The organism is Cellulosimicrobium sp. RS (assembly GCF_046159675.1).
GTDB lineage: Bacteria > Actinomycetota > Actinomycetes > Actinomycetales > Cellulomonadaceae > Cellulosimicrobium > Cellulosimicrobium funkei.
Genome location: NZ_JBJXVU010000005.1, coordinates 150,373 through 169,252, shown reverse-complemented (window position 1 = coordinate 169,252; position 18,880 = coordinate 150,373). Strand labels below are relative to the sequence as shown.

The 18,880-nt window shown below is 75.4% G+C and carries 24 protein-coding genes and 1 riboswitch; of the genes, 10 read left to right on the top strand and 14 right to left on the bottom strand.

Translation table 11 applies throughout. The features are described from left to right. Positions 1-10 precede the first annotated feature (10 nt). Positions 11-1,099, bottom strand: a complete 1,089-nt coding sequence (locus ACI769_RS09860) for a DUF1080 domain-containing protein (RefSeq protein WP_409141536.1) — start codon at positions 1,097-1,099, stop codon at positions 11-13. 90 nt (positions 1,100-1,189) lie between these two features. On the opposite strand from ACI769_RS09860, the gene ACI769_RS09855 reads away from it, so the two are divergent. Beyond that, positions 1,190-1,849: a GntR family transcriptional regulator gene (locus ACI769_RS09855; RefSeq protein ID WP_409141535.1), complete on the top strand. Its 660-nt coding sequence runs from the start codon at positions 1,190-1,192 to the stop codon at positions 1,847-1,849. A 16-nt stretch (positions 1,850-1,865) separates the two neighbouring features. Here ACI769_RS09855 and ACI769_RS09850 read toward each other — a convergent pair whose 3' ends face one another. Continuing rightward, complete coding sequence (locus ACI769_RS09850; RefSeq protein ID WP_043654679.1) at positions 1,866-2,297, bottom strand: hypothetical protein; 432 nt, start codon at positions 2,295-2,297, stop codon at positions 1,866-1,868. A gap of 283 nt (positions 2,298-2,580) precedes the next feature. Here ACI769_RS09850 and ACI769_RS09845 point away from each other — a divergent pair, with 283 nt between their 5' ends. The 8 genes from ACI769_RS09845 (at position 2,581) to ACI769_RS09810 (ending at position 9,229) form a co-directional block, all read left to right on the top strand. Further along, positions 2,581-4,032, top strand: coding sequence for a basic amino acid/polyamine antiporter (locus ACI769_RS09845; RefSeq protein ID WP_409141534.1), 1,452 nt, complete (start codon positions 2,581-2,583; stop codon positions 4,030-4,032). A 43-nt stretch (positions 4,033-4,075) separates the two neighbouring features. After that, on the top strand, positions 4,076-5,347 hold the full coding sequence (locus ACI769_RS09840) for an arginine deiminase (RefSeq protein ID WP_085386983.1): 1,272 nt from the start codon (positions 4,076-4,078) through the stop codon (positions 5,345-5,347). A gap of 81 nt (positions 5,348-5,428) precedes the next feature. Then, entirely contained in the window at positions 5,429-6,817 is a 1,389-nt protein-coding gene (locus tag ACI769_RS09835) for a hypothetical protein (RefSeq protein WP_409141533.1), read from the top strand. 24 nt (positions 6,818-6,841) lie between these two features. Beyond that, positions 6,842-6,916, top strand: a riboswitch (Fluoride riboswitch). 41 nt (positions 6,917-6,957) lie between these two features. After that, positions 6,958-7,518 (top strand): universal stress protein, encoded by a 561-nt coding sequence (locus tag ACI769_RS09830; protein WP_061268133.1) that lies wholly within the window; start codon positions 6,958-6,960, stop codon positions 7,516-7,518. Beyond that, positions 7,506-7,952: a CrcB family protein gene (locus ACI769_RS09825; RefSeq protein ID WP_085386986.1), complete on the top strand. Its 447-nt coding sequence runs from the start codon at positions 7,506-7,508 to the stop codon at positions 7,950-7,952. Before ACI769_RS09830 ends, ACI769_RS09825 begins: the two co-directional genes overlap by 13 nt. After that, entirely contained in the window at positions 7,949-8,326 is a 378-nt protein-coding gene (locus tag ACI769_RS09820; protein WP_409141532.1) for a fluoride efflux transporter FluC, read from the top strand. The genes ACI769_RS09825 and ACI769_RS09820 overlap by 4 nt, the downstream gene beginning before the upstream one ends. A gap of 100 nt (positions 8,327-8,426) precedes the next feature. Continuing rightward, positions 8,427-8,912: an SRPBCC domain-containing protein gene (locus ACI769_RS09815; RefSeq protein WP_409141531.1), complete on the top strand. Its 486-nt coding sequence runs from the start codon at positions 8,427-8,429 to the stop codon at positions 8,910-8,912. Continuing rightward, positions 8,909-9,229 (top strand): ArsR/SmtB family transcription factor, encoded by a 321-nt coding sequence (locus ACI769_RS09810; protein ID WP_409141530.1) that lies wholly within the window; start codon positions 8,909-8,911, stop codon positions 9,227-9,229. Before ACI769_RS09815 ends, ACI769_RS09810 begins: the two co-directional genes overlap by 4 nt. Before the next feature lie 10 nt (positions 9,230-9,239). Here ACI769_RS09810 and ACI769_RS09805 read toward each other — a convergent pair whose 3' ends face one another. The 11 genes from ACI769_RS09805 to ACI769_RS09755 form a co-directional block, all read right to left on the bottom strand. Further along, positions 9,240-9,845 (bottom strand): flavodoxin family protein, encoded by a 606-nt coding sequence (locus ACI769_RS09805; RefSeq protein WP_034652636.1) that lies wholly within the window; start codon positions 9,843-9,845, stop codon positions 9,240-9,242. A 114-nt stretch (positions 9,846-9,959) separates the two neighbouring features. Beyond that, positions 9,960-10,373: a PRC-barrel domain containing protein gene (locus ACI769_RS09800; RefSeq protein ID WP_409141529.1), complete on the bottom strand. Its 414-nt coding sequence runs from the start codon at positions 10,371-10,373 to the stop codon at positions 9,960-9,962. Further along, positions 10,370-10,810: a hypothetical protein gene (locus ACI769_RS09795; protein WP_171468608.1), complete on the bottom strand. Its 441-nt coding sequence runs from the start codon at positions 10,808-10,810 to the stop codon at positions 10,370-10,372. The genes ACI769_RS09800 and ACI769_RS09795 overlap by 4 nt, the downstream gene beginning before the upstream one ends. Further along, positions 10,807-12,036: an NRAMP family divalent metal transporter gene (locus ACI769_RS09790; RefSeq protein WP_085386991.1), complete on the bottom strand. Its 1,230-nt coding sequence runs from the start codon at positions 12,034-12,036 to the stop codon at positions 10,807-10,809. Before ACI769_RS09790 ends, ACI769_RS09795 begins: the two co-directional genes overlap by 4 nt. Further along, positions 12,033-12,539, bottom strand: a complete 507-nt coding sequence (locus ACI769_RS09785) for a hypothetical protein (RefSeq protein WP_409141528.1) — start codon at positions 12,537-12,539, stop codon at positions 12,033-12,035. Before ACI769_RS09785 ends, ACI769_RS09790 begins: the two co-directional genes overlap by 4 nt. A 52-nt stretch (positions 12,540-12,591) precedes the next feature. Further along, positions 12,592-13,245 carry an ANTAR domain-containing protein gene (locus ACI769_RS09780; RefSeq protein ID WP_051028361.1) on the bottom strand — a complete coding sequence of 218 codons (654 nt, stop codon included), beginning with the start codon at positions 13,243-13,245 and terminating at the stop codon, positions 12,592-12,594. A gap of 136 nt (positions 13,246-13,381) precedes the next feature. Then, positions 13,382-13,795, bottom strand: coding sequence for a multidrug efflux SMR transporter (locus tag ACI769_RS09775; protein WP_209829288.1), 414 nt, complete (start codon positions 13,793-13,795; stop codon positions 13,382-13,384). A 2-nt stretch (positions 13,796-13,797) separates the two neighbouring features. After that, positions 13,798-14,112, bottom strand: a complete 315-nt coding sequence (locus tag ACI769_RS09770; RefSeq protein ID WP_021482216.1) for a multidrug efflux SMR transporter — start codon at positions 14,110-14,112, stop codon at positions 13,798-13,800. A gap of 82 nt (positions 14,113-14,194) precedes the next feature. Then, positions 14,195-15,139 (bottom strand): hypothetical protein, encoded by a 945-nt coding sequence (locus ACI769_RS09765; protein WP_085386992.1) that lies wholly within the window; start codon positions 15,137-15,139, stop codon positions 14,195-14,197. An 87-nt stretch (positions 15,140-15,226) separates the two neighbouring features. Further along, complete coding sequence (locus ACI769_RS09760) at positions 15,227-16,243, bottom strand: zinc-binding dehydrogenase (protein WP_076404211.1); 1,017 nt, start codon at positions 16,241-16,243, stop codon at positions 15,227-15,229. A gap of 95 nt (positions 16,244-16,338) precedes the next feature. After that, positions 16,339-17,049 carry a GAF and ANTAR domain-containing protein gene (locus ACI769_RS09755; protein ID WP_171468603.1) on the bottom strand — a complete coding sequence of 237 codons (711 nt, stop codon included), beginning with the start codon at positions 17,047-17,049 and terminating at the stop codon, positions 16,339-16,341. 199 nt (positions 17,050-17,248) lie between these two features. Here ACI769_RS09755 and ACI769_RS09750 point away from each other — a divergent pair, with 199 nt between their 5' ends. Next, the gene (locus ACI769_RS09750) at positions 17,249-17,878 is read left to right on the top strand and encodes a PAS and ANTAR domain-containing protein (protein WP_137281332.1); all 630 of its coding nucleotides are present in this window, start codon (positions 17,249-17,251) and stop codon (positions 17,876-17,878) included. Between the two features lie 16 nt (positions 17,879-17,894). Here ACI769_RS09750 and ACI769_RS09745 read toward each other — a convergent pair whose 3' ends face one another. Beyond that, a complete protein-coding gene (locus ACI769_RS09745) occupies positions 17,895-18,767 on the bottom strand; it encodes an alpha/beta fold hydrolase (RefSeq protein ID WP_409141527.1) in 873 nt (290 codons plus the stop codon). Between the last annotated feature and the right edge of the window lie 113 nt (positions 18,768-18,880).

Here is an 18,880-nt window from a genome sequence, read left to right as displayed (position 1 = left end):
CGGCCGCCGGTCAGGTGCAGTCGACGCCCGCGTAGGGCGTCTCGACGACCACGGGGCCGTCGGCGCCGGGGACCGTGAGCGTCGCGGTCCCCGCGTCGACCGACGCCGCACGGGCGCTGAACGCGCGGTACGCGTTGCGCCCCGGCGCCACGGCGTCGAACGTGCGCTCGCCGGCCGGCGTGCCGAGCGTGACGTCGACCGGGTCGCTCCCGACGTTCTCGGCACGGACGGCGACGTGCGCCGTCCCGCCGAGGCACCGCGCGTCGGCCTCGACGTGGACGGGCGGCAGCTCGCGGACCCGCACCTCGCGGAACGACACGACGTCCGGCGCGGAGCCGTGCGCCTGGAGGCCGACGTACCCGACGAGCCCGCGCGAGCTCGAGTCCGGGTCGAGCGGACGGTCGGGGAACGGCACGCCCGGCAGGTTCTCGTACTCGTTGATGACCACGCCGTCGCGGATCACCGTGTAGTGCTGCCCGACGACGCGCACCTCCAGCTCGTTCCACGTGCCCTTGGCGGTGGGCCGGGCCTCGTCGAGGCCGAGGTCGGCGAACCCGTAGACCGAGCCCGTCTTGCGCGGGTCGTTCGAGCCGCCCTCGGGGGAGTCGTTGACCTGGATCTCGTGGCCGCAGTTGACCGCGATCCACGACAGGTTGCCCGTCTCGTTGCCGTTGAACGTCGTCGGGCAGCCCTCGACCGGACCGGACAGGTCGGGGAACCGCACCTGGATCCCGCTGTTCGCGCGCGCGTCGCCGGGGGCGTCGTCGCGGAGCTCGACCACCATCGAGAAGTCGCCGTACTGGCGCACCGGGTACCAGAGGGTCCCGAACCCGCCGCGCGCTCCGGCGCGGCTGCGCACCGTGCCGTCGTCGAGACGGTCGAACCCGCCGTCGCCTGCGTACTCCCACGCGTCGAACGACTCCGGGGTGCCGTCGAGGATCACCTCGTAGCCGTCGTCGGCGGGTGCCGCGGTGGGCACGACCGCCGCGGCCGGCGCCGCGAGCGCGATCCCCGCGGCCAGGGCCGTCGCCCCGGCGAGCCGGGCGCGGCGCACCCTGCCCTGGGTCGCGCGGGCGGGGGTACGGGTGGTGCTCGTCATCGGAACTCCCTCGTTCGACGCGGTCCCGTCCACCCTCGCACGGTCCGCACGGGCTCTCAACGGCACCCGGGCCGGTGCGAGAATCGACGCGTGGCCGGAGCCGAGGAGCGAGTGCTGGAGTCCGCGCGGGTCGCGTCCCGGCTGCGGGACGAGATCCTCGACGGCGTGCGCGAGCCCGGCTCGCGCCTCGTCGAGCGCGACCTCGCCGCCGGGTTCGGCGTGAGCCGCATCCCCGTGCGCGACGCGCTCAAGGTCCTGGAGGGGGAGGGGCTCGTCGCGCTGCGCCCGCACACGTGGGCCGTCGTGCGGGCGTTCACCGACGCCGACCTCGCCGACCTGGACGAGGTCCGCACCGTGCTCGAGCCGCTCGCGTTCCGCCTCGCCGCCGAGCGCCACGAGCCCGCGGGCCTGGATCGCCTGCGCGCCGTGCTCGACCGCGAGCAGGAGGGTGCGCGCGCGGCCGACCCCGTGGGGTCGCGCCGCTCGGCCGCCGACTTCCACGAGATCGTCACGGCGCTCGCGGGCAACCGGCTGCTCGACGACATGATGCAGGGCATCCGCAGCCGGATGCGCTGGGCCCTGTCGCAGCACGACGACCTCGCCGACGTCACCGACGAGCACGTGGCGCTGTTCGACGCGGTGCGTGCCCGGGACGGCGACCGGGCCGCGGAGCTCGCCGCGGCCCACGTCGAGAGCAGCCGACGGCGGCGGGCCGCGCTCGCGTCGCGTCGCGCCGCGTCGCGGGCCTGAGCGTCAGACGGGCTCGTCAGACCGGCCCGGGCGTCCCGTCGCCGACCGACCGGGCCGGGATCTGGACGGCCTTGTCCCACGCGCCGACCAGGCGGCCGTCGGAGGTCTCCAGGCGGAACGGTGCGAGCGGGAGGTTGCCGGCCCGGCGCCGGGCCCGCAGCACGTCGAGCGCGTCCTCGTCCGTCTCGGCGCCGAACGGCTCGCCGCGCCGCGCACCCGTGGCGGTGACGACGCGATAGCTCGTCATCCGGTCGTCGTCGTGGTGGACCTCGTCGGCGAGCGAGGCGACCTCCTGGGCGATCTCGAGGCTCGGCAGCGCGCCCCACGTGCGGCCGGGGCCGTCGAGGGTCCAGGTGCCGGTGTCGTCGCGCCGGACGACGTACTCGCGCGAGGCGCTGCGGGCACGCCAGGTCCGGTGGTCGACGGCGGTCCAGGTGAGCAGGTTCATGTGCGGTGAGGTGGGTCGGACGACGGTCGGTCACTCGTCGGTCGAGCAGTTCCCCCCTGCCGTGTCCGGCGACCCACCGGCAGCGTACTGGTACCGATCGCGCGCGCGTGTCCACCCTGAGGAGGAGATCGGGCGGCGGGTACGGCGCCCGGGGTAGGCCGCGCGGGGGACCCCGTCACCCGACGCGCGGCCCGCCCGCGACGCTGCCATCATCGACCGGGTCAGCACGGCGACGCCGAGCCGCTCGGCGCGGGCCGGCACGCGAGCGCGAGGGGCGTGGGGCATGACCGCTGAGGGCACGGCGCAGGGCACGACGTCCGGCACCACGAAGGTCACCGTGCTCACGCTCACGGCGATGGTCGTGGGCTCCATGGTGGGGGCGGGCGTCTTCTCGCTCCCGCGCCGCTTCGCGCAGGAGACGGGCGTCGCGGGCGCGCTCGTGGCGTGGGTCGTCGCGGGTGCGGGCATGTTCACGCTCGCCCTCGTCTTCCAGCGGCTCGCGGTCCGCAAGCCCGGGCTCGACGCCGGGGTCTACGCGTACGCGAAGGCGGGCTTCGGGGAGTTCACGGGCTTCTACGCCGCCGCCGGGTACTGGGCGAGCGCGTGCGTGGGCAACGTGACGTACTGGGTGCTCATCATGTCGACGCTCGGGGCGTGGGTTCCGGCCCTGGGCGCGGGGGACACGGTGCTCGCGCTCGTGCTCTCGTCGGTCGGGCTGTGGCTCTTCTTCGCGCTCGTGCGGCAGGGGATCCGGGAGGCGACGGCGATCAACCGGATCGTCACGATCGCCAAGCTCGTGCCCATCCTCGTCTTCGTCCTGCTCGCCGTGCTCGCGTTCGACCCCGCGGTCTTCGCGGCGAACCTCCACGGCGCCTCGTACACCGGGTCGCTGTTCGACCAGGTGCGCGACACCATGCTCGTCACCGTGTTCGTCTTCCTCGGGGTCGAGGGCGCGAGCGTCTACTCGCGGCACGCGCGCCGCCGCGAGGACGTGGGGCGGGCGACGATCCTCGGGTTCACGAGCGTGCTCGCGATCTTCGCGTCGGTGACGATCGTGTCCTACGGGATCCTGCCGATGGCCGAGATCGCGGAGCTGCGCCAGCCGTCGATGGCGGGCGTGCTGGAGGCCGCGGTCGGGCCGTGGGGGAGCGTCTTCGTGGGCGTCGGGCTGATCGTCTCGGTCCTGGGCGCCTACCTCGCGTGGACCCTCATGGCGGCGGAGGTCCTCTTCGTCGCGGCCCAGGACCGGGACATGCCGCGGTTCCTCACCCGCACGCGCCGGGAGGACGTCCCGGTGAACGCGCTGCTGCTCAGCACGGCGCTCTCGCAGGTGGTCCTCGTCGTCACGTACTTCTCCGACGACGCGTTCGACTTCGCGCTCGACCTCACCGCGTCGATGACCCTCATCCCGTTCCTCCTGGCCGCGCTCTACGCGCTGCGGCTGCGGCTCACGCGCGAGACGTACGACGGCGCCCCCGCCCGCACCCTGACGGGCGACCTCGTCGTGGCGGTCCTCGCGTCGGCGTACACCGCGTTCCTGCTCTTCGCGGCCGGGCTCGACCTCGCGCTGCTCGCGTTCGTCTTCTACGCGCCCGTCACCGTCCTCTTCGTCATGACGCGCCGCGAGCAGGGGCGGCGGGCGTTCGGGCCCGCGGAGCTCGCGCTGCTCGGCGTCGTCGTGGCGCTCGCGGTGCTCGCCGTCGTCGGGCTCGCGGCGGGGTGGGTGTCGCTGTGAGACCACCGGACCGTACCGACCGCACCACCGAGAGGGAGCACCCATGAGCGTCGCGTCCGCCGTCCCGTCCACCGTCCCGCCCGCGCAGCACGGCGTCCACTCGGAGGTGGGGCGCCTGCGCAAGGTCCTCGTCTGCGCACCGGGGCTCGCGCACGAGCGGCTGACCCCGACGAACTCCGACGACCTCCTCTTCGACGACGTCATGTGGGTGGAGGCCGCCCAGCGCGACCACCTCGACTTCGTCAACAAGCTGACGAACCGGGGCGTCGAGGTCGTCGAGCTGCACGACCTCCTCGCGCAGACACTCGCGATCCCCGAGGCGCGGGCGTGGGTGCTCGACCGCAAGGTCGTGCCGAACCAGGTGGGCCTGGGGCTCGTCGAGGGCACGCGGGCCTACCTCGACTCGCTGAGCGAGCGCGAGCTCGCGCGGTTCCTCGTGGGCGGCCTGGCGACGACCGACCTGCCCGACGACTACCGCACCGGCTACGTGAACCTCGCGCGCGAGTCGACGGGCGGGTTCGAGTACCTGCTCCCGCCGCTGCCGAACACCCTGTACACGCGCGACACCACGTGCTGGGTCTACGGGGGTCTGACGCTCAACCCGCTGTACTGGCCGGCGCGCCAGGAGGAGACGCTCCTCATGAAGGCGGTCTACGCGTTCCACCCCGAGTACCGGGAGTCGACGGTGTGGTGGGGCGACCCGGAGCAGGACTGGGGCCAGGCCACGCTGGAGGGCGGCGACGTCATGCCGGTGGGCAACGGCGCGGTGCTCGTCGGGATGAGCGAGCGCACGTCGCGCCAGGCGATCTCGCAGCTCGCGAAGGCGCTGTTCGACGCGGGCGCGGCGGAGCAGGTCGTCGTCGCGGGCATGCCGCGGCTGCGCGCGGCGATGCACCTCGACACCGTGTTCACGTTCGCGGACCGCGACCTCGTCACGGTGCACCCGGCGATCGTCGACGGCATCCACACCTTCACGCTGCGGCCGTCGGACCGTGCGCCGGGCGTCGAGATCACCGACGAGGGCGACACGCCCTTCGTCGACGTGGTGGCGCGCGCCCTGGACCTGCCCGCGCTGCGCGTCGTGGAGACGGCGGGCGACGCGTACGCGTCCGAGCGGCAGCAGTGGGACTCGGGGAACAACGCCGTCGCCATCGAGCCGGGCGTCGTCGTCACCTACGACCGCAACACCCTGACCAACGCGGCGCTGCGGCGCGCGGGCGTCGAGGTCGTGACGATCGTCGGGGCGGAGCTCGGCCGCGGCCGGGGCGGCGGGCACTGCATGACGTGCCCCGTCGCGCGCGACCCGCTCGACTGAGACGCCGCTCGGCGGACCACCGGCGCGGCACGGCTCCCGGGATACCCTGCACGAGCCGCCCACGACGAGAGGACCCGCCCGATGTCCGACCCCACCGAGCCGTACGAGCCGGTCGACGACCAGACCGTCATGCGGCCGCCGCGGCGGTACGGGGACGACGGCGCCGCGACCCCGGGCGGGACGCCGCCCCCGCCCGGACCGGGGCAGCCCCACGCCCAGGTCCCGTACGGCACGGACCCGTACGGGCAGCGCGGGGCGCCGCCCGCGCCGCAGGGGTACCGCGGCCCGGACCCGCACGCGACGATCCCGCCCGCGGACACGGGCGCGACCTGGCCCCCCGCGGAGACCGGCGCGACGTGGCCGCCCGCCGCGACGTCGTCGGGCCACACGGCACCCCCGCCGTCCGGGCACACCGCGCCGCCGCCGCCCGGGGCGTACGCGGGCGCGCCCGGCGCGCCCTACGGCGCCCCGCCGCACGGCACCCACCCCACGGCTCCGTACGGCAGCCCGTCCGGGCCGTACGGGGCGCCGTCGGGCCCGGGCTACGGCGCGCCCGACGACGCGACGGTCGTCCCGACGGCGACCGCGCCGCCGTCGGACCCGTACGGCTTCTCCCCGTACGCGACGCCGCCGGGCCGCGGCCGTCGCCCGTGGCTCGTGCCGGTGCTCGCCGGCCTGGGCGCGTTCGGGCTCGTCGCGGGCGCCCTCGGCGTGTGGCTCGGGCTGCGCGACGACGCCGCGCCCGACCCCGGGCCGACCTCGGCCGAGCAGGCGCCCGCGACGTCGGACGCGCCGACGGAGCCGGAGCCGGAGGAGACCGAGGACCCCGCGGACACCGACGTCACGGACGACGAGCCGTGGCTCGCGCAGGAGTACCGCGCGGGCGCGGAGATGGACCCGGAGAAGGGCCCCGAGCTCGCGCCGATGTCGTGGGCGTACTTCTCCGACAACGACTACCTCGTCAACGACGACCGCATCGCCCTCGTGGCGCGGCGGGACTTCGCGTGCGACGACGTCCCCGCGATCCCCGCGATCCAGGCCCTCGCGGGCTCGTGCCAGGCGGGGTTCGAGGCGCGCGTCGTGTCCGACGACGGCCCGACCGTCGCGCTCGACGTCGTCGTGCTGGACGTCGGCTCGAAGGAGGAGGCCGAGCGCGCCGCCGCGGCGTTCAACGACGCGCCGGAGGGCGACCCCCTGGCCGACACCACCGGCCCGGCCCACCCGACCCTGGCCGCGGCCGTCCCGCAGCCCGGGTTCCAGGGCTCGTACGCGATCCTCGACGACGGGGACGCGCCGTCGGTCATGCTGAGCACGGGCACCGTCGTGATCATGTACCGGCTCGGGATCGACGACGGCCTGGAGCGCGACCAGGTGCTCCCGGTCGCGCAGGCGGTCGGGTTCGTCGTCACCGACCACGAGCTGGCGAAGTCGTTCGACGAGAAGAAGTTCGCGAAGCCCAAGGCCGGCTGAGCGGGCGGTCCCGGCGCTGGCTACGCTGGGAGCGGTGATGGATCCCGCCGGGGCGCAGCCGCCCGAACCGCCGCCCGGGCTGATGGTTCCTGACTCGTCGCACGTCGGCGGGCAGGGCGCTGCCCGCGGGAGGAGGCCGCATGAGAGCACGGCCGCACGCGGGGGCGGTGCCCCAGCCCGCGCTCGACAGGATGGTCCCGTTCGCGGGGCACGCCGTGGTGGTGGGCGTCGTCCCGGGCGGTGACCCGCTCGTCGTCCGCACGGCGGCGGCCTGGGCGGACGCCGCCGGGTCCCGGCTCGTCGCGGCGTACGCCGACGCGTCGCGCGCCGTGGTCGAGGAGCACCCGGACGGGTCCGTGACGCACGCGCCCCTCGACCCGGACTCCGCCGACGACGCCTGGCAGGGCACCGCCGAGCGCCTGCGCGCCGAGGTCGGCGCGGAGCTCGCGGGAGCACGCGTGCCGTGGGAGCTGCGCTACCTCGCGGGGCGGCCCGACCGCGCGCTGACCCACCTCGCGCGCGCCGTCGACGCGGCGGTGATCGTCGTCGGCTCGCGCGCGCCGGGCTCGCTCGCGCACGTGCGCGAGCTCGTCGAGGGGTCGGTCGCGGTGCACCTGGCCCACCACCAGCACCGTCCCGTGCTCACGGTCCCGCTCGCCGTCGTGGACTGGAAGGAGATCCGCACCCCGTGGGAGAGGTGACGCGCCGGACCCCGCTGCTCGCGCTCGCGGGCCTCGTCGCGGCCGGGGGAGCGGTCGGCACGACGGCGCGCGCGCTGCTCGAGCAGGCGTTCGCGCCCGTGCCGGGCGCGTGGCCGTGGACGACGTTCTGGATCAACCTCGTCGGCTCGTTCGTGCTCGGTGCGCTGCTCGAGACGCTGCTGCGCGCGGGCCCCGACTCGGGCCGGCGCCGGGCCGTCCGGCTCGGGTGCGGCACGGGCGTGCTCGGCGGCTTCACGACGTACTCGACGTTCGTCGTCGAGGTCGAGCGCCTCGCGAGCGGCGGGCACGCCGCCCTCGGCGCGGCCTACGCGCTGGGGAGCGTCGCGCTGGGAGTCGCGGCGGCGGTGGGCGGCGTCGCGCTCGCGGCCGCGGCCCGACGGCGGCGCGTCGCCCGGGGCGGTGGCGCGCGGTGACGGGGCTCCCCGAGCTGCTGCTCGTCGCCGTCGCTGGCGGGCTCGGTGCGGCGTCCCGGTTCCTCCTCGACACGGTCGTCGCGCGGCACAACCGCTGGTCGACGCCGCTCGGCACGCTCGTGGTCAACGTGACGGCGTGCTTCCTGGTGGGGCTGCTCACGGGCTGGGGGGCGACGCACCCGGGCCAGGGGGACGTCGTGGCGGTGCTCGGCGTCGGGTTCCTCGGCGGCTACTCCACGTTCTCGACGGCGTCGGTCGAGGGGGCGCGGCTCCTGCTCGCGGGCCGAGGTGCGGCCGCGCTCGTGCACGCGCTGGGGATGCTGCTCGTGTGCTCCGCGGCCGCCGTGGCGGGGATCGCGCTCGCGGGCGGGTGACGTGACGCCCGTGCCGGTGCAACCAGGGGGTTGCGCTCGATGGAGCACTGTGCAACTGTGGAGTTGCACAGCGAGACCTTCCCCACGGAGAGGACGCACCATGACCACCACCAACGAGCCGGCCGTCGTCGACACGGCGTCGTACACCGTCACCCGGACCGTGACGATCGACGCCCCGGCCGCCCGCGTCTGGGCGGCGCTCACCCAGGAGGACCTCATCAGCCGCTGGTTCGGTCAGCGCACGTCCCTGCCCGACCTGCGCGTCGGCGGCGAGGGCGTGTTCAGCTGGCCCGACGTCCCCGACGTCCAGGTGCGGATCGAGGAGTACGACCCCACGACGACGTTCGCCTTCCGGTGGGGGACCCCGGTGGGGCAGCCCCTGGACGAGACGACGTCGACCGTCGCGCGCTTCACGCTCGAGCCGCAGGGCCCGACGACCGTCCTGCGCGTCGTCGAGACCGGGTTCGAGCGCACCGCCGACCCCGAGGCGCTGCTCGAGAGCCACCGGCAAGGGTGGACGAGCGAGCTCGACGAGCTCGTCGAGCTCCTCGAGGGCGCTCTCGCGGGCGAGGGCGGGCCCGCGTGAGCGCAGCGGCGACGGAGCTCGCCCCCGTGTTCTCCGCGCTCGCGGAAGACACCCGGTGGCGGATCCTCCAGGAGCTCGGCAGCGCGGACCTCTCGGCGTCCGCGCTCGCCGAGCGGCTCCCCGTGAGCCGGCAGGCCATCGCGAAGCACCTCGCCGTGCTCGCGGAGGTCGGGCTCGTCGAGTCGGTGCGCGTCGGGCGCGAGGTCCGGCACCGGGCCGTCGGGACGCGGCTCGGCGAGACCGCGCGCGCCCTCGAGGCCATCGGCGCGGCGTGGGACCGCCGGCTCGCGGCGATCAAGCGGATCGCGGAGGCGTAGCGGTCGTCGGTCAGGAGCCGGGAGCGGGGACGGGGTGCGCCGCGAGCGCCGACGCGACGGCGTGCAGGTTGTGCGCCATGAGGCGCCCGGTCTCGCGCGCCCACTCGTGCCCGTGGCCGGTCTGGACGTAGTCCGGCCCGGGCCCCGGGCCCTGGTTCCAGTAGGTCCACGCCTGCCCCGGGATCGTGTAGCCGATGTCCGCGAGGGCGCCGCTCACCTCCGAGATGACGTGGTGCGCGCCGTCCTCGTTGCCCGTGACCACGACCCCCGCGACCCGGTTGTACGCGACCGGGATCCCGTCGGGCCCTTCCTCGGAGATCATCGCGTCCATGCGCTCGAGCATGCGCTGGGCGAGCGACGACGGGCGCCCGAGCCACGTGGGCGTGAGGACCACGAGGATCTCCGACGCGACCAGCCGCTCGTGCACGCGGGGCCACTCGTCGCCCTCCCCGACGTCGGTGACGACGCCGGGCGGCACGGCGAGGTCGACGAGGCGGACGTGCTCGACCTCGACCCCGCGGTCCTGGAGCGCCTCGGCGACCACGCGCCCGAGCGCCTCGGTGTTGGACGGCTCCGGAGAGCTCTTGAGCGTGCAGCTGACGAACAGCGCCTTCATGGGGTCCTCCCGTGGCGCCGGGCGGTCGTGCCGCCCGGGACGGCCGGCGGCGGCTGGCTCCACCGTCCCGTCCAGCGTCACGGGGACGCGCGCCGCTCGCAACGCGCGACGGCGTCAGGGGAGGGCGGCGTCCTCCTGCCGGTAGCCGCGCGCGAGCCGGACCTCGCCCTGCCCGACGGCGGCGACGTCGTCCCACGGCACGAGGAACGTGCCGCGGTGCCGACGCCGCACGAGCTGCGGCACGGGCCACGGCGCCGTGACGCCCGTGCGCTCGTACCCGAGAAACGAGGTCCCGGTCCGCGGGCTCACGAGGATCCCGACGACCCGCGCGCGCCCGACGCGGCTGCGCCGTCGCACCTGATCGCTCAGCGCGCGGTCCTCGGGGTGCGCGTCGTCGGGGTCGGCCCGGCCCGCGGGCGGGCCGTCGTCGGGCAGCGTGTCGAGGGCGAGGCGCACGTCGACGAGGAACCCGAGGTCCTCCCCGCCGGGCCCGAGGACGCGCGCGTCGAGCAGGTCGCCGAGGATCACGACTCCTCCTCGGGGTCGTGCCGGCCGCCCGGGATGCGGCCGACCACGTGCTCGCGCAGCCAGTCCTCGGTCCAGTGCAGGTCGAGCGAGTCCGCGCGGACGGTGAGCTCGAGCGCCGTGCCCACGTGCCCGACGTCGGACCACGGCACGCGCTCCCAGCGCGACGCGGGCGGGCGGCCGCCGAGGAGGCGCGTCACGAGCACCGGCCCGGTGAGGACCGCGCCGACCTCCGCCGGCTCGCCGGGCACCGCGTCCCGCGGGCCGTCGTCCGGCGAGCGGTCCGGCGCGGCGTCGTCCGCGGCGGCGGAGGCGACGAGCTCGAGGTCGTCGACGGTGGTGACCGGCTCGCCGTCGACGTCGAGCACCTGACGGCTCAGCAGGTGCAGGCGCGCGTCCACGACGCGCACCCCCGTCGGCGCGGTGGTGTCCCGGCTCATGACCCTGCTCCCGTCGCGATCATCAGGGGGATCGCCGCCACCGCCGCGACGACGACGATCACCAGGTACACCATGCCGAGGGCGTTGGTCACGCGCCCGTTGACGTGCTCGCCCATGTACTCCGGGTCGTTGGCTACGAGGAGGATCGGCACGTACGTGAGGGGCAGCGCGACCGCGGAGAACACGACGGACATCTCGGTGACCGCCACCGGGTCGACGCTCGTCATGAGGATCGCCACCGCGAGCAGCAGCGCGACGACCATCGTCAGGTGGAAGCGCACGGCGCGCGCCGGGCGGCGGAACTTCCCCCACGACCAGCCGAGGTACTGCGCGAGCGTGTACCCGCTCGACAGGGCCGTCTCGAGCGCGGCGCCGAACGTCGCCGCGACGATCCCGACGATCACCACGGCGAGCAGCAGCGTCCCCCCGGCCTCGGCGACGGGCAGCACGATCTGCGACAGCGACGACACCTCGATGCCTGCGGGCAGCAGCACGACGGCCGCGCACGCGGCGATCGCCACCGACAGGAGCCCGCCGAGGGGGAACCCGACGAGCACGTTGACGCGGTTCTGCGCGAGGTCCTTCGCGGTCCAGCCCTCCTCGACGGCCCCGGACGAGAAGAAGAACACCTCGTACGGCGTCATCGCGGCGCCGAAGAGCGCGACGGCGTAGTACCAGTACGTCGCGACGTGCTCCGTCTCCGGGGGCGACGGCGGCACCGCCTGGCGCAGCAGCTCGCCCCAGTCCGGCCCCAGCAGGAACAGCGCGACGCCGAACCCGACGAGCAGCAGCCCGAGCAGGCCCGCGACGTTCTCCATGACCTGGAACTTCACGCGCCACAGCACGAGCCAGACGGCGAGCGCCGCGACCGGCATCCACAGGCGCGGCTCGACGCTGCTCGCGAGGTGCAGCGCGAGCGCGATGCCGCCGATCTCCGCGGTGAGCGTGAGGAGGTTGATCGCGAACGACGCCGCGAGGTTCGCGCCCGCCGCCCGGGGGCCGAGGCGCTCGCGGATGATCTCGAACGTCGCGCGACCGCTCACCGCCGCGACGCGGCCCGACATCGACGCGAACAGGCAGATCCCGACGACGCCCACGACCACGACCCACACGAGCGACAGCCCGAACCGCGACCCCACGACGGCGTTCGTGACGAGGTCGCCGATGTCGACGAACCCGCCGATCGCCGTGAGGATGCCGAGCGCGACACCGAGGAGCTGCTTCACGCGCCACCCGCCAGGACGAGCACCGTGTCGAGGTCGTCGGCCGCGCGCGCGAGGTCGGCCTCGAGCTCGGACGCCGTGAGCGGCACCGCCCCGGCGGCCGACAGGTCGCCGCCCGCCTCGCGCGCGACCCAGGCGCGCGCGGTGACGACCTCGGCCGTCGCGTCGGCGACGGCCGCGAGCCCCGCGTCGCGCTGCGCGGAGGAGACGTCGTCGGGCGGGACGAGCGTGGTCAGGGCGGTCGTGGACTCCTCGAGGACCCGGACCTGGTCGAGCACGGCGGCGTCCGCCACGGGGGTCGTCACACGGTCGGCGTCGAGCAGCCGCACGGTGAGCCGCGTCGTCTCGACCGCGGACCCCGCCTGGGCGACCGCGTCGGCGACGGCGGCCGTCGCCTGGCCCGGCTCCTGCCGGCTCGCCGTGCAGCCCACCGTCGTGCCGAGCGCGAGCCCGAGCAGCAGCCCGAGCGCGGCCCCGGACCGGGTGATGCGCGCACGACGTCCCACGTCAGCGATGGTGCCGCTGCTCCGGGAGGCCCGCACCCGGACGGGCCGGCGGTCAGGCGGCCTGGACGCCCGCGAGCACGCGGTCGAGCGCCGGTCGCGGGTCGGCCCCGGCCGGCAGGTCCTGCGCGACGGCGACGACCGACTCGGCGATGTCGCGCACCTTGACGTTGGCGAGGCTCGACGAGCGACGGAGCGACGCGAACGCGGCGTCGGGGGTGACGCGGTAGGCGAGCGCGATGATGCCCTTGGCCTGCTCGATCGCGGCGCGGGACTGTGCCCACAGGCCGATCTGCTCGTTCGCCTGGGCCCGTGCGCCGACGCCGACGACGCTCGTCACGTCGAGCACGACGCCCCGGGCGACGGGTACGCCGGTCGGGTCGGTCCAGGCGACGTCCACGAGCACGATGACCGCGCACTCCCGGCCCCTCGCGTCCCGCATGACCTGCACCTGCACCGGCGCCTCGCCGGACACGGCGCGCGCGATGGCGGTGAGCGTCTGCGCACGGTCCTTGCCCGTGGCCCGGTGGTGCCACAGGAGCAGCTCCGTCGTGGGGACGACCTCACCGGGGGAGTAGCCGAAGAGCTCGAGGAGCGGGTCCGACCACCACCACCGGTCCTCCTCCGGGTAGTACCGAAACTCCCCGGCGGCGACGGCGCCGGGAGAGGGCACCCACGTCGAGAGGGCGGCGTCGGCCGAACCGTTCACTTCTGCTCCTTGCGGCCTCGAGGGCGGCGTCCGGGCCGCTGCATGACCCCGTCGCCCCGGCGCACATGCTCCCGCACCGCGCCCCCGGGCGACGAATCGCGTGCTCAGGGGCGCGGCGGAGCGGTTCGACGCCGCGCTACGGGCGGTCCGGGGCCGTTCCCGCGGGCGCCTGCGCGGAGTCGGCCGACGCGTCGGCCGCCGGGCCGGAAGCCCTCTCGGCCGCCCGCCCCGGGCGCGACGGCACGAGCTTGAGGCCCACCACCGCCGCGATGATCCCGGCGATGAAGACCACCTTGCCCACGCTCACGGACTCGTCGCCCGTGAGGATGGCGTAGGTGACGGTGAGCGCCGCGCCGACCCCGACCCACACCGCGTACGCGGTGCCGATCGGGATGTGCTTGGTCGCCCAGCCGAGGCCGAGCATGCTCAGCGCGAGCGCGACGAAGAAGACGACGGACGGCCCGAGGACGGACAGCCCGTCGGACGTGCCGAGCGCCGTCGCCCAGACGGCCTCGAAGACGGCGCTGACGAGCAGGATGATCCACGGCACGGTCAGCTCACCGCCTTGAGCCCGATGACGGAGCCGACGAGCAGCACGAGCAGGCCGACGCGCGCCACGGTGGCGCGCTCCTTGCCCGTGACGAAGCCCCAGACGACGGTCAGCGTCGCGCCGATCCCGACCCACACCGCGTACGCGGTGCCGGTGGGGAGCGTGGTCATCGCCCAGGCGAGACCGACCATGCTCAGCGACATGGCGACGAAGAAGACGACGGTCGGGCGCCACCGGCGGAAGTTCTCCGACGCTCCGAGTGCGGTGGCCCACACTGCCTCGAGCAGGCCCGAGAGGACCAGGACGAGCCAAGCCATGACAAGTAACCCTCCTGAGTCAGTCTTGTCCGTGCGGGTACTGCTCCCTCGTCCGCAGAGCTACCTCGACGCAACTCTGGTACTAACGTACCACATTCGACCTCTCCAGCCGCCAGCCGCGGCTCACGGTCGTCAGCTCGCGGAACCCCCAGGCGCGCAGCTGGGCGATCTCCTCGTGGTCCGTCGCGTCCGTGCCGACCAGGACACGGTGCACCCCGGCGAGCTCGAGCCACGCCCGGGCCTCGGCCAGCACCCCGGCCAGCAGGGCGTCGTCGGCCCCCGGGCCGGGCGCGAGGTCCACCAGCTCGGCGGTGCCTCCCGTCGCGGCCTGTCGCTCGGCGCGGCCGAGGGTCGTGTCGAGCTCGACGTACGCGGCCGTCTCCGTGCCGCGGTGCGCGGTGAACCGCACGCCCCCGCCGGGGCCGAGCGTGCGCCGCAGGGCGACGTCGTCCGGCACGGGGACGGCGCGGGGGAGCGCCGAGGTCGGGGCGAGCAGCACCGTCTCGGCGTGCTCTCCGGGACGGAAGCCCGCGCGCTCCAGGGCCTCGCGGACGTGCGGCCACTGCTCCGGCACCCCGTAGACGCCCGCGAACGGCAGCTGCCCGTCCGCGTACGCGACGCGCACCTGCCACGCCGCGAGCTGTGCGTGGCACGCGGCCGTCAGCGCGTCCGCGGCCGCGCGGGCCTCGGCGGACTGCTCCGGGTCCTCGTCGTCGGGCGGCGTGAGGAGGAGCCACTGCACGAGGCCGGCGTCGCGGTAGTCGTCGCTCGCCTCCGGCCCGGCCGTGAACCGGTGCAGGTGCGCGGCGCCCACGACCCGGTGCCGGGACTCGACGACGAACGTCGCGCGCTCGACGACCCACGGGTCGACGACGTGCTCGTCGGGCTGGCGCTCCAGGCTCCCGAGCACGCTGTTGACCGAGAGCCGCGCGCCCGGCACGACGGCGGAGAGGTGGGAGTTGACGAGGTCCGTGAGCTGGTCGCGGTCGTCGCGACGGAAGGTCCGGACACGGGGACGTGCAGACATGCGGCTGTCTCCAGGCAAAAGGATGAGCTGGGAAGGCCGCCACGCGATGCGGTACGCGGGCACCCTAGCAGCCGCGGTCGGCCGCGGTCAGGGGCGCAGCAGCGCCTTGATCGCGCGCCGCTCGTCCATCGCGGCGTAGCCCTCGGCCGCGTCGTCGAGCGAGAGCTCGAGGTCGAACACGCGCGCGGGGTCGATGCGCCGCTCCAGCACGAGGTCGAGCAGCTCGGGCAGGTACCGGCGCACGGGCGCAGGGCCGCCGGACCAGTGCACGTGCCGGTAGAACATGTCGACCGCCGGGAGGTCGACGCCGTGCGGCAGCCCGACGACCCCGACGTGCCCGCCCGCACGGACGGCACCGAGCGCCTGGCTCATGGAGTCCGGCGTGCCCACCGCCTCGACGACGCTGTGCGCGCCGAGCCCGTCGGTCAGCTCGCGGACCCGCTCCACGCCCTCGTCGCCCCGCTCCGCGACGACCTCCGTCGCGCCGAACGCGCGCGCGAGCTCCTGGCGCGGCGCGTGCCGGCTCATCGCGATCACCTGCTCGGCGCCGAGCTGCGCGGCGGCGAGGACCGCGAGCAGCCCGACGGCGCCGTCGCCCACCACGACGACCGTCTTCCCCGGGCCGGCCTCGGCCGCCCGGGCGCCGAACCAGCCGGTCCCCAGCACGTCCGACGCCGTGAGCAGCCCGGGCAGGAGGTCGTCGTCGGGGCGTTCCGGCGTCGCGACGAGCGTCCCGTCCGCGAGCGGGACGCGCAGCAGCTCGGCCTGGGCGCCGCGCACGGGCTCCCGGTGCACGCACGACGTCTGGTACCCGGCCCGGCAGATCGGGCACGTGTTGTCGGACGCGAAGAACGACCCGACGACGAGCTGTCCCGGGCGCACGGTCCGGACGTCCGCGCCGACCTCCTCAACGGTGCCCACGTACTCGTGCCCCATCGCGACGGGGTGCTCGACCCGGTTGACGCCGCGGTACGTCCACAGGTCCGACCCGCACACGCACGCGGCCTCGACGCGCACGATCGCGTCGGTCGGCGCGAGCAGGCGCGGGTCGTCGCGCTGCTCCACGCGGACGTCGTACGGGGCGTGGATGACGGTCGCGCGCACGGGGGCTCCTCGGGGTGGGCGGGTGGCGGTCGGGACGTCGTCGAGCCTACGGCGACCGGTGGCGCGGGGCCTGTGCGGCTGTCGAGAGCCTGAGGTCAGCCGTCGTCGGTCCGGAGCGTCTGGACGGCGTGCTCCTCGTCGTAGGCGAAGCTGAGCCGCCTCGTGACGACCTCCTCGGCGACGTCGTCGAGCGTCGTGGACCGGGCGTAGGCGTGCGCCCGGAGCACCGCGAGCGCGTCGCCGGGCGGGATGCGGAGCTGGGCGGTGACCATGCCGGTCGCCTGGTGGACCTCCGCGCGGGGCGCCCAGTCCAACGAGTCCAGGTCGCCCAGCAGGGAGAGCCCGACGGTGTCGGCGAGGAGCTGCACGTCCTCCGGTCCCCGCGCCAGCGTCCGGGAGGAGGTGACGAGGCTCAGCACGCCGACGACCCGCCCTCCCGCGTGCATCGGCACGGCGTGGTACGCGCCCGGGCCCGTGATCGCCTCGACCGCGTGGGAGAAGACGGGGAAGTCGTGCTCGTCGCGGCCCTCGTCGGCCCCGCTGACGACGATGTGGTCCTCCGAGAGGGCGCGCTGGACCGGGCCCTCCCCGATCACCTCGCCCAGCCCCTCGATCCGGGCCGCGAGGCCGTCCGCCGTGGACACGGTGAGCCGGTCGTCCGCCGTCGGCGCGACCGTCAGCGCCGCGCTCCGGGCTCCGAGGACGGTCGCGGACGCCTGGCACAGCCGCGTGGCGAGGGGCAGGCTGCGGTCGGCCCGGGAGAGGGCGCGCGAGAGCAGCTCCAGCAGATCCGGCGCGGCGCCCACGGTGTGCCTCCCTACCTCGTGCACGGTCAGTCTGACAGCGCTCCCCGCGCTCGCTCGTCGGCGGTGCGCGGACGGCCCCGCGGCGCTCCCGGTCCGGGCAGCTCCCGGACCGGTTGCAGGAAACCGCCACCGGGCTAGAGTCCCGGAGTCGAGTCTGGACCTGGCTCACCACCCCGCTGAACGACGACGGAGACGACCCATGTCCGTGGAGAACCCCGCAGCGCTGCACCCTGTCTCGCTCGGCGACGGCACGACGCCCGGGCAGTTCCGGGTCGACCTCGCGACCGACGTCTGGTGGTGGTCGCCGGAGACGTACCGCCTCCACGGCTTCGAGCCCGGGGAGGTCGTGCCCACGACGTCGCTCGTGCTCGCCCACAAGCACCCCGACGACCGCGACCGCGTCCGCGACCTGCTGGAGCGGGCCCGCGTCGACGGGGAGCCGTTCTCGAGCATGCACCGCATCATGGACGCGCGCGGCGCGGAGCGGGTCCTCGTGCTCGTCGGGCACGGCCGTCGCGACCGGGACACCGGCCGGGTCGTCGAGCTGATGGGCAGCTTCGTCGACGTGACGGTCGCCGTCCGGGACCGGGCGGAGCAGCAGGCCGAGCGCGACATCGCGGCCGCGGCCCGCAGCCGCGGACCGATCGAGCAGGCCAAGGGCGTCGTCGCCGCCGCGCTCGGGGTGGGGACGGAGCAGGCGTTCGGGCTCCTCAAGCGCGTCTCGAACGACCGCAACGTGCGTCTGCGGGAGCTCGCCCGGCGGGTCGTCGAGGAGGGCACCACGCCGAGCCCGGACCGGGCCCGGCGCGTCGTGTCCCTCCTGCGGTAGGCGGCGGGCCGGGCGGTCAGCGCCGCGCGAGCGCCCGGACGACCGCGGCGACGTCGCCGGGCGCCTCCTCGGCCATGAAGTGGCCCGCCGTCGTCGTGAGGTGCTCGAGGTCGGGCGCCCAGCGCCGCCAGACGCCCGCGGCGTCGTACCCGAGCTGCGCGCCCCAGTCCTGCTGCACCACGGCGACGGGCATCGCGAGCCGGTCGCCCGCGTCGAGCGACGCCTGGTCGTGCTCGACGTCGATCGTCGCGGTCGCGCGGTAGTCGGCCACGATCGAGTCGACCGCGTCGCGGCTCGACGCGAGGTAGTGCGCGCGCACGTCGGCGGGGATCGCGGCCGGGTCCTGCGTCCACGCGTCGAGGAAGGACCCGAAGAACGCGTCGGCGCTGTTGCGGATCATCGTCTCCGGCAGGCCCGGGGGCTGCGCCATGAGGTACAGGTGGAACGCGACGGCGGCGTCCACGCCGTGCAGCACTCCCCACGTGTCGAGCGTGGGCACCACGTCGAGGATGCCGAGGTGGCTCACGCGGTCGGGGTGGTCGAGCGCCGCGCGGAACGCGACGAGCGCGCCGCGGTCGTGGCCCACGAGGACGAACCGGTCGACGTCGAGCGCGTCGGCCAGCGCGACGACGTCGGCGGCCATGGTGCGCTTGGCGTAGACGTCGGGCGTCGTGGCGGCGGGCTTCGCGCTCTCGCCGTAGCCGCGCAGGTCGGGCACGACGACGCGGTGGTCGCGCGCGAGGTCGGTCGCGACGTGCCGCCACATGTGGCGCGTCTGCGGGAAGCCGTGCAGGAGCACGACGGGCGTGCCCTCGCCCGCGGTCTCGGCGCGCAGCGCGACGCCGGGCGCGACCTCGACGGTGCGGGTCTCGAAGCCGGGGATGTGCATGGGGTGTCCTCTCTCGGGGCGGTTCTCGGCCGTGCCGGGGTCGTGCCCGGTCGGTTCGTCGCCATCCTCCGGGCGGCGGATCAGCGTCCGATCAGTGCCGCCCGATCCGTGCC

Excerpts from the sequence above, each read along its gene's own strand:
- ACI769_RS09860 (WP_409141536.1), bottom strand. The coding sequence starts at position 1,099 with ATGACGAGCACCACCCGTACCCCCGCCCGCGCGACCCAGGGCAGGGTG.
- ACI769_RS09850 (WP_043654679.1), bottom strand. The coding sequence starts at position 2,297 with ATGAACCTGCTCACCTGGACCGCCGTCGACCACCGGACCTGGCGTGCC.
- ACI769_RS09845 (WP_409141534.1), top strand. The coding sequence starts at position 2,581 with ATGACCGCTGAGGGCACGGCGCAGGGCACGACGTCCGGCACCACGAAG.
- ACI769_RS09840 (WP_085386983.1), top strand. The coding sequence starts at position 4,076 with ATGAGCGTCGCGTCCGCCGTCCCGTCCACCGTCCCGCCCGCGCAGCAC.
- ACI769_RS09835 (WP_409141533.1), top strand. The coding sequence starts at position 5,429 with ATGTCCGACCCCACCGAGCCGTACGAGCCGGTCGACGACCAGACCGTC.
- ACI769_RS09830 (WP_061268133.1), top strand. The coding sequence starts at position 6,958 with ATGAGAGCACGGCCGCACGCGGGGGCGGTGCCCCAGCCCGCGCTCGAC.
- ACI769_RS09815 (WP_409141531.1), top strand. The coding sequence starts at position 8,427 with ATGACCACCACCAACGAGCCGGCCGTCGTCGACACGGCGTCGTACACC.
- ACI769_RS09805 (WP_034652636.1), bottom strand. The coding sequence starts at position 9,845 with ATGAAGGCGCTGTTCGTCAGCTGCACGCTCAAGAGCTCTCCGGAGCCG.
- ACI769_RS09795 (WP_171468608.1), bottom strand. The coding sequence starts at position 10,810 with ATGAGCCGGGACACCACCGCGCCGACGGGGGTGCGCGTCGTGGACGCG.
- ACI769_RS09770 (WP_021482216.1), bottom strand. The coding sequence starts at position 14,112 with ATGGCTTGGCTCGTCCTGGTCCTCTCGGGCCTGCTCGAGGCAGTGTGG.
- ACI769_RS09765 (WP_085386992.1), bottom strand. The coding sequence starts at position 15,139 with ATGTCTGCACGTCCCCGTGTCCGGACCTTCCGTCGCGACGACCGCGAC.
- ACI769_RS09750 (WP_137281332.1), top strand. The coding sequence starts at position 17,249 with ATGTCCGTGGAGAACCCCGCAGCGCTGCACCCTGTCTCGCTCGGCGAC.
- ACI769_RS09745 (WP_409141527.1), bottom strand. The coding sequence starts at position 18,767 with ATGCACATCCCCGGCTTCGAGACCCGCACCGTCGAGGTCGCGCCCGGC.